The sequence below is a fragment of the Lactococcus fujiensis JCM 16395 genome (genome assembly GCF_002441655.1).
GTDB lineage: Bacteria > Bacillota > Bacilli > Lactobacillales > Streptococcaceae > Lactococcus > Lactococcus fujiensis.
This window is the reverse complement of record NZ_JXJU01000003.1, coordinates 42,723-55,190: the sequence shown is the minus strand read 5'-3', so window position 1 is coordinate 55,190 and position 12,468 is coordinate 42,723. Positions and strand designations below refer to the sequence as shown.

Annotated in this window: 20 protein-coding genes; 2 read left to right on the top strand and 18 right to left on the bottom strand. The window is 39.3% G+C overall.

What is annotated here, in order from left to right; genetic code table 11:
• Positions 1-109 precede the first annotated feature (109 nt).
• From rplF to rpsJ, 17 genes are all read right to left on the bottom strand, one after another.
• Positions 110-646 (bottom strand): 50S ribosomal protein L6, encoded by a 537-nt coding sequence (rplF, locus tag RT41_RS03165; RefSeq protein ID WP_054639153.1) that lies wholly within the window; start codon positions 644-646, stop codon positions 110-112.
• Between the two features lie 106 nt (positions 647-752).
• Complete coding sequence (gene rpsH / locus RT41_RS03160) at positions 753-1,151, bottom strand: 30S ribosomal protein S8 (RefSeq protein ID WP_054639154.1); 399 nt, start codon at positions 1,149-1,151, stop codon at positions 753-755.
• Between the two features lie 390 nt (positions 1,152-1,541).
• Positions 1,542-1,727, bottom strand: a complete 186-nt coding sequence (locus RT41_RS03155; protein WP_096817410.1) for a type Z 30S ribosomal protein S14 — start codon at positions 1,725-1,727, stop codon at positions 1,542-1,544.
• Between the two features lie 19 nt (positions 1,728-1,746).
• Entirely contained in the window at positions 1,747-2,289 is a 543-nt protein-coding gene (gene rplE, locus RT41_RS03150) for a 50S ribosomal protein L5 (protein ID WP_054639155.1), read from the bottom strand.
• A gap of 18 nt (positions 2,290-2,307) precedes the next feature.
• Complete coding sequence (gene rplX, locus RT41_RS03145) at positions 2,308-2,613, bottom strand: 50S ribosomal protein L24 (protein ID WP_054639156.1); 306 nt, start codon at positions 2,611-2,613, stop codon at positions 2,308-2,310.
• Between the two features lie 137 nt (positions 2,614-2,750).
• Positions 2,751-3,119, bottom strand: a complete 369-nt coding sequence (gene rplN, locus RT41_RS03140; RefSeq protein WP_054639157.1) for a 50S ribosomal protein L14 — start codon at positions 3,117-3,119, stop codon at positions 2,751-2,753.
• Between the two features lie 22 nt (positions 3,120-3,141).
• The gene (rpsQ, locus tag RT41_RS03135) at positions 3,142-3,402 is read right to left on the bottom strand and encodes a 30S ribosomal protein S17 (protein ID WP_096817407.1); all 261 of its coding nucleotides are present in this window, start codon (positions 3,400-3,402) and stop codon (positions 3,142-3,144) included.
• Between the two features lie 18 nt (positions 3,403-3,420).
• Positions 3,421-3,630, bottom strand: coding sequence for a 50S ribosomal protein L29 (gene rpmC / locus RT41_RS03130; RefSeq protein ID WP_096817405.1), 210 nt, complete (start codon positions 3,628-3,630; stop codon positions 3,421-3,423).
• Positions 3,630-4,043: a 50S ribosomal protein L16 gene (gene rplP / locus RT41_RS03125; RefSeq protein WP_054639159.1), complete on the bottom strand. Its 414-nt coding sequence runs from the start codon at positions 4,041-4,043 to the stop codon at positions 3,630-3,632. Before rplP ends, rpmC begins: the two co-directional genes overlap by 1 nt.
• 3 nt (positions 4,044-4,046) lie before the next feature.
• Entirely contained in the window at positions 4,047-4,700 is a 654-nt protein-coding gene (gene rpsC, locus RT41_RS03120; protein ID WP_054639160.1) for a 30S ribosomal protein S3, read from the bottom strand.
• Between the two features lie 12 nt (positions 4,701-4,712).
• Positions 4,713-5,060, bottom strand: a complete 348-nt coding sequence (gene rplV, locus RT41_RS03115) for a 50S ribosomal protein L22 (protein WP_054639161.1) — start codon at positions 5,058-5,060, stop codon at positions 4,713-4,715.
• 11 nt (positions 5,061-5,071) lie between these two features.
• Positions 5,072-5,347, bottom strand: a complete 276-nt coding sequence (gene rpsS, locus RT41_RS03110; RefSeq protein ID WP_096817402.1) for a 30S ribosomal protein S19 — start codon at positions 5,345-5,347, stop codon at positions 5,072-5,074.
• 168 nt (positions 5,348-5,515) lie between these two features.
• Positions 5,516-6,349 (bottom strand): 50S ribosomal protein L2, encoded by an 834-nt coding sequence (gene rplB / locus RT41_RS03105; RefSeq protein WP_096817399.1) that lies wholly within the window; start codon positions 6,347-6,349, stop codon positions 5,516-5,518.
• A gap of 16 nt (positions 6,350-6,365) precedes the next feature.
• Complete coding sequence (locus RT41_RS03100) at positions 6,366-6,662, bottom strand: 50S ribosomal protein L23 (RefSeq protein ID WP_054639162.1); 297 nt, start codon at positions 6,660-6,662, stop codon at positions 6,366-6,368.
• Positions 6,662-7,288 carry a 50S ribosomal protein L4 gene (gene rplD / locus RT41_RS03095; RefSeq protein ID WP_054639163.1) on the bottom strand — a complete coding sequence of 209 codons (627 nt, stop codon included), beginning with the start codon at positions 7,286-7,288 and terminating at the stop codon, positions 6,662-6,664. Before rplD ends, RT41_RS03100 begins: the two co-directional genes overlap by 1 nt.
• A gap of 26 nt (positions 7,289-7,314) precedes the next feature.
• Entirely contained in the window at positions 7,315-7,938 is a 624-nt protein-coding gene (gene rplC / locus RT41_RS03090; protein ID WP_054639164.1) for a 50S ribosomal protein L3, read from the bottom strand.
• A gap of 18 nt (positions 7,939-7,956) precedes the next feature.
• Positions 7,957-8,265, bottom strand: a complete 309-nt coding sequence (rpsJ, locus tag RT41_RS03085; RefSeq protein WP_003129973.1) for a 30S ribosomal protein S10 — start codon at positions 8,263-8,265, stop codon at positions 7,957-7,959.
• A 348-nt stretch (positions 8,266-8,613) separates the two neighbouring features.
• Here rpsJ and RT41_RS03080 point away from each other — a divergent pair, with 348 nt between their 5' ends.
• Positions 8,614-10,632, top strand: a complete 2,019-nt coding sequence (locus RT41_RS03080; protein WP_096817397.1) for a 4-alpha-glucanotransferase — start codon at positions 8,614-8,616, stop codon at positions 10,630-10,632.
• A 106-nt stretch (positions 10,633-10,738) separates the two neighbouring features.
• Positions 10,739-11,113: a large-conductance mechanosensitive channel protein MscL gene (mscL, locus tag RT41_RS03075; protein WP_054639165.1), complete on the top strand. Its 375-nt coding sequence runs from the start codon at positions 10,739-10,741 to the stop codon at positions 11,111-11,113.
• Positions 11,114-11,148: 35 nt separating this feature from the next.
• Here the strand turns inward: mscL and RT41_RS03070 are convergent, their stop codons facing one another.
• Positions 11,149-12,429, bottom strand: coding sequence for an MATE family efflux transporter (locus RT41_RS03070; protein ID WP_096817394.1), 1,281 nt, complete (start codon positions 12,427-12,429; stop codon positions 11,149-11,151).
• Between the last annotated feature and the right edge of the window lie 39 nt (positions 12,430-12,468).

The following is a 12,468-nucleotide window of genomic DNA, read 5'->3' as shown; positions in this document are numbered from 1 at the left end:
TAGAAGTTGCTGAAATCGCACCTCTGCAATCAATAAGAATCCAAACTTGCTAAATATTGTAACAAGTCTACATTTTTCAATCGCTTTAGCGATCAGAAAAAATGCGATTTTATTTACCAGTTTTACCTTCTTTACGACGAACGTATTCACCAACGTAGCGGATACCTTTACCTTTATAAGGTTCTGGTGAACGACGGCTACGGATGTAAGCTGCCATTTGTCCAACAGCTTCTTTACTAATTCCTTCAACAACGATTGAAGTTGGATTAGCAACGACAAACTTGATTCCTTCAGGAGCTTCAACTTCGTCTTGGTGTGATTTACCAACAGACAATACAAGTTTCGTTCCTTGAAGTTGTGCACGGTATCCAACCCCGATCATTTCAAGCGCTTTTGAGAAGCCTTCTGAAACACCAACAACCATGTTGTGGAGGAGGGCACGAGTAGTACCGTGGAGCATTTTCATTTCTTTTGTGTCGTCAGGGCGTTTTACAGTGATTTCGTTTTCAGCGATATCAAGTGTGATATTTTCGTTGAATGAACGAACGAGTTCACCTTTAGGTCCTTTGACAGTTACAGTAGCACCGTTTTGTTCTACAGTTACACCTGCAGGGATAACGATGATTTTGTTACCAATACGTGACATTTTTTCTTCCTTTTCCTGTTAAATTATCAGCTATCCAGCTGTTTTCACGGGTTTGTCAGTGCTGACAGAGTCAGTCTGACGATGATAATTAGCTAATCGCTAATTCTTACCAAACGTAAGCGAGTACTTCACCACCAATATTCTTAGCGCGAGCTACTGAGTCAGTAACAACACCTTCAGAAGTTGAGATGATAGCAGTTCCCAAACCGTTCAATACTTTAGGCATATCTTCAGATTTAACATAAACACGAAGACCTGGTTTAGAGATACGTTTCAAGTTAGTGATAACTTTTTCACCGTTTTGTCCGTATTTAAGGAAAATGCGGATAACACCTTGTTTGTTATCTTCAACGAATTCAACGTCTTTAACGTAACCTTCAGCTTTAAGAATCTCAGCGATTTGACGTTTGATTTTTGATGCAGGAGCTTCAACAACATCGAATTTACGCATGTTAGCGTTACGAATACGAGTCAAAAGGTCTGCAATTGGGTCAGTCATTACCATAATGTAATTTCTCCTTATTTGTAGTTTGGGCTTGTTCAAATCCCACTTTCAAATTAATGAGGTTATCCTTGAACATTAATTGCCAAAATAGACACTTGCTCAAAATAACCGAACCTATATATTATACAAAAAATATAGATTCATGTCAATAGATTAATAACAATATTTTCGGGTGTATCACAATTTTTGATTTTCGATCATTTATTTTGCATAGTTTACGGACTGTAAACCAGCGTTCAAAATTGGGAGGCTACAGAAGACCTCTTTATTCTTAATTAAACATGTTATTTTCCGTAAGCCGCACTCAAATTTTTCTTACTTTACAGCACTTGAAAATACAAAAAAACCATCTCTGTGAGATAGTTTCTATATCGTATGAGCAAGTGCTTCTTACCAAGAAGCTTTTTTAACGCCTGGCAATTGACCTTTGTAAGCCAAATCGCGAAGACAGATACGGCAAAGTTTGAATTTGCGGTATACTGAATGTGGACGTCCGCAGCGTTCGCAACGAGTATAAGCTTGCGTTGAGAATTTTGCAGGGCGTTGGTTTTTAACAACCATAGATGTCTTAGCCATTTATATATTCTCCCTATTCTTATTTAGCGAACGGCATGCCGAGTTGTTTCAGCAATTCGTGTGATTCTTCGTCAGTGTTTGCAGTAGTAACGATAACAATATCCATACCGCGAACTTTATCAACATCATCATATGTGATTTCTGGGAAGATCAATTGTTCCTTAACACCAAGTGTGTAGTTACCACGACCGTCAAAGGCTTTGTTAGATACACCATGGAAGTCACGTACACGTGGAAGAGAAACAGTTACAAGTTTGTCCAAAAATTCGTACATGCGTTCGCCACGAAGTGTAACTTTTGCACCGATTGATTGGCCTTCACGAAGACGGAAAGCGGCAACTGATTTTTTAGCTTTAGTGATAAGTGGTTTTTGACCAGAGATCAACGCCAATTCAGCTACGGCTTTATCAAGGTTTTTAGAGTTGTTAAGCGCATCTCCAACACCCATGTTGATAACGATTTTATCAACTTTAGGGACTGCCATGATTGATGCATAATTAAATGTTTCAGTCAAAGCTGGTACGATTTCGCTAGTATATTTTTCTTTTAAACGATTAGTCATTTTCTGTTCTCCCTTCTATTAGTCTAGGACTTCGCCTGATTTTTTGTTGAAACGAACTTTTTTGCCGTCAACTTCTTTGTAACCAACACGTCCAGCAACACCGTTCTTGTCAAGCACTTGCACGTTTGAAACGTGAATAGGTGCTTCGATTTCAAGAATTGCGCCGTTTGGATTTTCAGCATTTGGTTTTTGGTGTTTCTTCATGATAGCAACACCTTCAACAACAACTTTATTGAATTTTGGCAAAGCTTTAATTACTTTACCAGTAGTTCCGCGGTCTTTACCTGCGATAACTTTAACTGTATCACCAGTTTTTACAAACATTTTAATGTTTCCTTTCTTACGTCCATACGGACACCCTGAACGTCGATGAGTCGGCGTCTAGGGGACTATTATGTCATTAATGACAGAATTGTATTCTATCATAAATGACCATATTTCACGATAATTTTGTTTGAAAATTAAAGTACTTCTGGAGCAAGTGACACGATCTTCATATAACCGCCTTCGCGGAGTTCACGTGCAACAGGGCCAAAGATACGAGTACCACGTGGAGTCTTATCATCTTTGATAAGAACTGCTGCATTTTCGTCAAATTTGATGTATGAACCATCGGTACGTTTAGCACCATGTTTTGTACGAACGATAACAGCTTTAACCACGTCACCTTTTTTAACAGCTCCACCAGGGGCAGCTGATTTAACTGAAGCTACAATGATATCACCGATACCAGCGAACTTACGACTTGAACCACCGAGTACACGGATTGTCAAAAGTTCTTTCGCACCTGAGTTATCTGCAACTTTCAAACGAGATTCTGTTTGAATCATGCTTATTTCCTCCTAGTTTTGCTTAGATAATTACAGCTTCTTCAACGACTTCAATCAAACGGAAACGTTTGTCTTTAGACAAAGGACGAGTTTCCATGATACGAACGATATCACCAATTTTGGCAGTATTGTTTTCATCGTGAGCTTTATATTTTTTAGAGTAATTGATACGTTTACCATAGACAGGGTGGTTACGTTTTGTTTCAACAACAACAGTAATGGTTTTATCCATTTTGTCTGAAACCACGCGGCCTTGATAAACTTTACGTTGATTGCGTTCCATTTATAATCTCCTGACCTATTATTTGTTCAATTCAGCTTGCACAGTTTTTACACGTGCAATAGTTTTCTTCACTTCGTTAAGTTTACCAGTATTTTCAAGTTTACCAGCAGCGGCTTGGAAACGAAGTTCGAACAATTCTTTTTTCAATTCTGCTTCACGAGCTGTCAATTCTTCAACTGACAATGCGCGCAAATCTTTAAGAAGTGATTTAGTTTCGCTCAATTTCATTACGCTTCACCTCGTTTCACAAATTTAGTCTTAACAGGAAGTTTATGTGATGCAAGACGCAACGCTTCGCGAGCAACTTCTTCACTTACGCCACCAACTTCAAACATGATTTTACCACGTTTAACTGGGGCAACCCAACCTGCAGGAGCACCTTTACCAGAACCTTGACGTACACCAATACCTTTAGTAGTGTATGACTTGTGTGGGAAGATTTTAATCCAAACTTGACCGTTACGTTTCATGTAACGAGTCATTGCAATACGGGCAGCTTCAATTTGGCGGTTAGTGATCCAGTGAGAAGTTTGTGCTTGAAGCCCAAATTCACCGAATGCTACTTCTTTACCACCTTTAGCTTCGCCACGCATTTTACCGCGGAATTCACGACGGTGTTTTACACGTTTTGGTACTAACATGGATTATTTGTCTCCTTTCACAGAATTTTTAGTTGGGAGAACTTCACCACGGTAAATCCAAACTTTAACGCCAAGTTTACCATATGTAGTGTCTGCTTCTTCCCAAGCATAGTCGATATCTGCACGCAATGTGTGAAGTGGAACTGTACCTTCAGAATATCCTTCTGCACGGGCGATATCAGCACCATTCAAACGACCAGATACTTGAGTTTTAATCCCTTTAGCACCTGCACGCATAGCGCGTTGAATCGCTTGTTTTTGAGCACGACGGAAAGCAATACGTGCTTCAAGTTGTTGTGCAATTCCAGCACCAACAAGATGAGCGTCCAAATCAGGTTTTTTGATTTCAACGATGTTGATGTGAACTTGTTTTCCAGTAAGCTTGTTGAGTTCAGCACGGAGTGCATCAACATTAGCTCCTGATTTACCAATTACCATACCTGGCTTAGCAGTGTGTAAAGTTACGATAACTTTGTTTACAGCACGTTCAACTTCAATAGTTGATACTGAAGCATCTGCAAGTTTAGTATTGATAAGGTTACGAATTGCTAAATCTTCGTGAAGGTAATCCGCATATTCTTTTTCGGCATACCATTTGGCATCCCAATCGCGAATAACGCCAACACGCATACCAATTGGATGAATTTTTTGACCCACGATTTTACCTCCTTATTCTTTCTCTGCAACTACAACTGTGATGTGTGTAGTGCGTTTGTTAATTGGTGAAGCTGATCCTTTCGCACGTGGACGGAAACGTTTCATCGTTGGTCCTTCGTTTGCGAATGTTTCGCTAACTACCAAATTAGCTTTTTCAAGACCAAAGTTGTTTTCTGCATTAGCGATAGCACTATTAAGTACTTTTTCAACTTCTACAGCACCTTTAGTCGGTGTGAATTTCAAAATTGCGATTGCATCTGCAACACGTTTTCCACGGATAAGATCGAGAACAAGACGAGTCTTACGAGGAGAAACGCGAACTGTTTTTGCAGTGGCTTTAGCTGAAGTAATTTCTGCCATTATTTCTCTCCTTATTTAGTCTTGCGATCGTCACCAGAGTGACCGCGGAATGTACGTGTAGGTGCAAATTCACCAAGTTTGTGTCCAACCATATCTTCTTGAACATAAACTGGAACGTGTTTGCGACCATCGTAAACTGCAATTGTGAGTCCTACGAAATCAGGGTAGATTGTAGAACGACGTGACCAAGTCTTGATCACAGATTTTCTTTCAGCTGATGCTTGAGCTTCGACTTTTTTCATCAAATGCTCGTCAGCGAAAGGTCCTTTTTTAAGACTACGACTCATTGTATGAGTTTCTCCTTTAAATTGAATTACCACTGCCGCTACTTAGGCGGAGCTGGCGGATGTTTTAGATGTCCACTCGACATCTTGTTAAATTCGGTAACAATTATCAAATTTAACAAGACGCCGAGAGGCGTTTGTTTCAAAATAATGAAAGTTCTAAGAACCGAATTATTTACCGTTAATACGTTTAACGATGAATTTGTTTGATTTAGCTTTCTTATTACGTGTTTTGAGACCAAGAGCTGGTTTGCCCCATGGAGTCATTGGTGATTTACGACCAACTGGTTGTTTACCTTCACCACCACCGTGTGGGTGATCGTTAGGGTTCATTACAGAACCACGAACTGTAGGACGGATACCGAGGTAACGAGTACGACCGGCTTTACCAAGATTGATCAAGTTTTGTTGTTCATTACCAACAACACCAACAGTTGCACGGCAAGTTGAAAGAATCATACGGATTTCGCCTGATTGAAGACGAACAAGAGTATATTTACCTTCAGTACCGAGGATTTGAGCTGAAGCACCAGCGGAACGAACTAATTGTCCTCCCTTACCAGGTTTCAATTCGATGTTGTGGATCAATGTACCAACAGGGATGTTAGCAAGTGGAAGTGCGTTACCAACTTTAATGTCGGCTTCAGGTCCAGATACAACTGTCATACCAACTTCGAGTCCTTTTGGAGCCAAGATGTATGATTTAATACCATTTTCGTATACGATCAAAGCGATGTTTGCAGTACGGTTTGGATCATATTCAATAGTAGCAACCTTAGCGACTACATTATCAGTATTACGTTTGAAGTCGATAAGACGGTATTTTTTCTTGTGTCCGCCACCTTGGTGACGTACAGTGATGCGGCCGAGATTGTTACGTCCGGCTTTGCTGTTCATACTTACAAGCAAGCTCTTTTCAGGAGTGCTGGTAGTGATTTCAGCAAAATCGCTAGACGTCATATTACGACGACCGTTTGAGGTTGGTTTATAAACTTTAATTCCCACGATTTATTCTCCTTTCTTATTCAGCGTCTTCGCCGAAGATATCGATGCTCTTAGAGTCAGCAGTAAGAGTTACGATTGCTTTTTTGTAACCAGATTTTGTACCAGTATAACGACCAACACGTTTAGCTTTTGGTTTAACGTTAGTTGTGTTTACTGATTCAACTTTAACACCTTCAAATGCAGCTTCGATAGCTTGTTTGATAAGGAGTTTGTGAGCACCTGCAGCAACTTCAAAAGTATATTTCTTTTGATCCATTGCTTGCATAGAAGCTTCAGTGATAATTGGTTTGCGGATTACATCATAGAGTGACATTATGCAAGAACCTCCTCAATTTGTGAAAGAGCTGATTCTACAACGAGAAGTTTGTCAGCTGATACGACATCAAGAACGCTTGTAGTGTTTGCTGTTGCAACTTTAACGTTTGTAAGGTTACGTGCAGAAAGAGCTGCAAATTCGTTACCTTCGTTAGGGAGGACAACAAGAACTTTACGTTCAAGAGAGAGTGCTTCAATAACTTTAGCGAATTCGCTAGTTTTTGGAGCGTCAAAGTTCAAAGCGTCAACTGCAACAAAGTTTCCTTCAGCAACTTTTGCTGAGTAAACTGATTTGAGAGCCAAACGACGAACTTTTTGTGGAAGTTTGTATGAATAGTCAGATGGTGTTGGACCGAAGACAGTACCACCACCACGCCATTGTGGTGAACGGTTTGAACCTTGACGGGCACGTCCTGTACCTTTTTGGCGCCATGGTTTTTTACCACCGCCGGAAACGAGTGAGCGGTTTTTATGCGCATGTGTTCCTTGACGGAGGCTAGCACGTTGTGAAAGTACAACATCGAAGACAACAGTTTCATTTGGTTCGATACCAAATACTGCATCGTTCAATTCTACTTCGCCTGCTTGTGTGCCATCTTGTTTGAATAATGATACTTTAGCCATTATAGATTATCTATCTCCTTTCCTTCTTATTTAGCTTTAACTGCTGATTTAACAACAATCAATGATTTCTTAGCACCTGGAACGTTACCTTTAACAAGGATAACATTCTTATCAGGGATAACTTGAGCAATTACCAAGTTTTGAACAGTTACACGTTGGTTACCAGCGCGACCTGAAAGACGTTTGCCTTTAGGTACACGGTTAGCCGCTACAGGTCCCATTGAACCTGGACGACGGTGATAACGAGAACCGTGAGCCATAGGACCACGTGATTGTCCCCAACGTTTGATAACGCCTGTGAAACCTTTACCTTTAGAAGTTCCGGTAACATCAACGACATCTCCAGCTGTGAATGTATCAACAGTGATTTCAGCTCCTACTTCAGCGCCTTCGAGTCCTTTGAATTCACGAACGAAGCGCTTAGGAGTCGTATTAGCTTTAGCAGCATGACCTTTGGCAGGTTTGTTAGTCAAAACTTCACGAAGTGTATCGAAACCAACCTGAGTAGCTTCATAACCGTCTGTTTCAACAGTTTTAACTTGAAGTACTGTATTAGGAGTCGCTTCGATCACTGTAACGGGGATTAATTCGCCGTTTTCAGTGAAGATTTGAGTCATTCCCACTTTTTTCCCTAAGATTCCTTTTGACATGAGAATTACCTTTCTTAATTAGAGTTTGATTTCGATATTTACACCACTTGGAAGATCAAGTTTCATCAATGAATCAACTGTTTTTTGAGTTGGTTCGATGATGTCGATCAAGCGTTTGTGAGTGCGCATTTCGAATTGTTCGCGGCTGTCTTTGTATTTGTGTGTTGCACGAATAACTGTGTAGACACTGCGATCTGTTGGAAGTGGAATTGGTCCACTTACTTCTGCATTAGTACGTTTGGCTGTTTCAACGATCTTTTCTGCTGCTGCATCAAGGATACGGTGTTCATAAGCTTTCAAACGAATGCGAATTTTTTTTGTTGCCATTTTTTCTCCTTCGTCTATTGTTTAGTAATAGGCTAGCTCTGCGTGAAAACCGACACGTTTGGTATGGCAATACCTTCGGGTGTGTCGCAACCTCCCGCTTCATCGCTACATACTGTTTTTAACAGCACCTATCAATTCTAACAGAATATAATAGGACTGTCAAGAATTTTTTCTCCTTTTTTCATCGTTTTTTCAATTCTCACTTGAACTACAGCTAAAATTATTTTAATTAAATCATGCAATCGCTTGCATTTATTGTTGTAAAATCTTTAAAAATAGCATATAATATATTTATTACATTAAATGAAATCGTTTTAATTTTTACAGATCAAAAATTGGGGAAATTTAATGGATAATAACTTTGTGATTCGACCACACGGTGATAAGCCTTACCACACTGGCGTGGCCGTTCCTATTTTTTCGTTGAGGACTGAACATGACTTCGGTATTGGACAGTTTTCAGATTTGAAAGTCCTTGCCGAATTCGTTAAACGTTCGGGTATGGACATCATTCAATTGCTACCCATCAATGACACAACTATCTTCATGAATTGGAAAGACTCTTCTCCGTACAGAGCGGTGTCCGTTTTTGCTTTACATCCAATTTATTTGAATTTAAGTCCGTACATTGATGAGCTTTCTGCAAGTTTAAAAAAGCAATATGCTTCTGAGAAGAAATCACTCAACCAATTAAAACAGATTGATTATGAAAAAACGTTGGCCTTAAAATGGAAATTTGCCGGCGAGATTTATAAAAAATCTGGAAAAGCAATTTTAGGAAGCAAGAAATTTGATGCCTTTTTCTTGGAAAATCAAGCTTGGATAAAACCATATGTTGCTTTTTGCTACTTGCGTGATCATTTCGTCAGCGCTGACAGTGCCAATTGGGATAAAAAATACGAGATTTATTCTGAAAGTGTTTGGATCGATTTAATGAGTGATTCAAAAATTGCAGATCAAATCAATTTAAGCCTGATGGTACAATATCTATTGCACCTTCAATTGAAAGAAGCTGTTGATTTTTGCCATTCTTTAGGCATTGCTGTCAAAGGAGATATTTCTGTTGGGGTGGACAGAAAATCAGCTGATGCATGGGCTAATCCTGACTTATTTAATTTGGATATGCAAGCTGGTGCTCCGCCTGATCCATTCTCTGCCGTGGGACAAAACTGGGAATTTCCTACGTATAATTGGGATAAAATGGCAGAAGATGGATATGATTGGTGGACTCGCCGAATGAAAAGTATGGCTGAATACTTTGACGCTTACCGCTTAGATCATATCTTAGGATTTTTTAGAATTTGGGAAATCCCTGCGACCGCTGTCCGCGGTCTATTGGGTCACTTCTCTCCAGCACTAGCAATGCCCGATTGGGAAATTGAAAACTATGGTATTCCTTTCCGAGCTTGGGGCATTGAACGTTTCACCGAACCTTTCATCAAGGATTGGGTTATTGACGAGTACTTTGGGCGCGATAATCGTGATTACATTGTCTCTCAATTTCTAGACTATACTGGCGATGGCAATTACCGTTTGAAAGCATTTGTTGATACACAGCGTAAAGTTGAAAGTCTTGCAGATACTCCAGATTGGCTAATCGAAGGTCTCTATCGCCTCCATGAAAATGTCATTTTTGTACGTGATCATCAAAACCAATTTATGTATCATCCACGTATTAAGATGTTGGAAACTCTATCATTCCGTGAATTTGGAGATGAATTTAAGCACAAGCTTGAACGTCTGTATAATGATTACTTCTATGGAAGAAACTACGGTTTTTGGGAAGAGCAAGCCTACAAAAAATTGCCTGCCATTAAAGGGGCCACGGATATGTTGGCCTGTGGCGAAGATTTGGGCATGGTTCCTGACAATGTTCCAAACGTCATGTGGAATTTACAAATTCTGCGTCTTATTATTGAAAGAATGCCCGCTGATGGAGATTTTGTGAGTGACCTTGTTTATACACCTTACCTTTCAGTAGTAACGACATCATCACATGACACGACGCCATTAAGAATGTGGTGGGAAGAAGATCGTGCCTTCACCCAACGCTATTACAATGAGATCATGCATTGGGGGGGAGAGGCTCCGCAATTTGCTGAGCCTGAAATCATTCAAGAAATTGTTAAACGCACTCTGAATACAGAGGCCATGCTGGCAATCATTCCTCTGCAAGATTGGCTTGACATGACCGGTGATTTAAGAATTGAAAATCCAGCAGAAGAACGGATCAATAATCCCGAACACACTTATCATTATTGGCGTTATCGTCTTCATCTTAACCTCGAAGAGTTGCGTGACAATGAAGGATTAACTGATTTTTACCATCAATTTATTGCCAATACACGTCGCTCAAAAAACGAGTAATATGAAATTAAAAGTCAAAATTCTATTTTGACTTTTTTAAGCAATTTCTGTTAATAATATGACATTAATATGATACAATGATTTCATATTATTATTGGAGGAACTTATGTTTAAGGAATTTAAAGAATTTATCTTACGTGGTAACGTATTTGATTTGGCAGTCGGTGTAATCATTGGTACTGCATTTACAGGACTTGTCACTTCATTAGTGAAAAATTTGATTAATCCATTTATCGGAATTTTCACTTCAAGTGGTGCCTTAGCTCACATGGAATTCAAGATTGGTAAGGCTGTCTTTACTTATGGTGCATTCTTAAACGATGTAATCAACTTCTTGATTATTGCACTTGTAATCTTCTTCATGATTAAAGCAATTAACAAACTCTTCCCTAAAAAAGAAGAAATCGAAGAAATCAAAATCAACGAGGAACTTGAAACATTACGTGAAATTCGTGACTTACTTAAATCAAACGAAAAATAATAAAACTCCTCTGAATTCAATCAGTAAAAAGCCTGTCAATTATGACAGGCTTTTTTAAACTTATATTTCAAGAAAAGGTAACGGAATAAGTTGTCAATCAAGACCCCTATCCAAACACCTGCAAGCCCAAGCCCTAAGAAATAACCTAAACATACTCCAGTTCCAGTTCTCACAACAAGCATTCCAATCGCTGTGGCATAAAATGGCAACTTAGCGTTGCCAATCCCTTGAAATGCTGCCGTATAAATATTAGCACCAGCGACAAAGTAGATGGCTAAAAATGAAAATAAAATAACCGTTTGACTGCTTTTAATAGCTATTAAATCTGACGTGAACAGTTGGCTTAAAGGATGTGATAAAAGCAAAAGTATTCCACCGATAACCACCATCATCAGTAATGACATCATTATTGTTTTCCGAAGATAGCGTTGAATATTCTCGATATTCTTTCCACCATATTCATGCGCTATCATTACAACCGTCACTGTTGCCATACCAAACATTGGCATATAATTAAATTGGGTTATGCTTTCACCAATCGCATTACCAGCAAAAACATCTTCTCCAAAACTTATGACAAGCATCATGATAATCAAATCACCAAGTCGCATTGCAAGTCGTTCTCCTGCGGCGGGAAAAGTCAATTTAATTAACTCAGAGTCCATCTTTTGGCGCCAGAATTTACGGCTGGGACGATCTCCTCTTATTTTATTAAAGAGATAAATCGAACCAAGAATTCGAGCAATTATAGTTCCCATCGCTGCTCCCAAGACACCAAAATGAAAAACAAAAATAAAGACAGCAGATAATACCAAATTGAATAGGTTTATGAACAAACTCGCAAACATTGGAGTCTTCGAATCTCCATGAGCTCTGAGAAAACTACCAAAGGTTGTCATCAAACCAAGTAAGATAATCCCGCCACCAACAAGTGCTAAATATTCATACGAGAGTTTTAAAACATCCCCCCTTGCACCAAAAAAGTGGACAATGGGACGTCCTAATACTATAGATAACAAACCAAGCGACAAACCAATCAGTAAAGTCAATTTGAGTGAAGAATCAACAATTTGTTGGCGTTCTTTAACATTTCCGCTAACTAGTTTTCTTGAGTAAAGACTGGCAACAATCGTTCCCACTGCGATAAACAGGGCTTGATATACTGCAATGATATTATTAGACAAGGAAACTGCTGCTACTGCAGACAAGCTGATTCGAGTAACCAAGAAGGTGTCACTCAAACCAACCATCATTTGCAAAAAGTTTTCAATGATTGCCGGCATAGCAAATTTCAATATTTCTTTATTCGACTTCAATATTTCTTACCCTACCACTCCTTTTATTTTCATTATAAC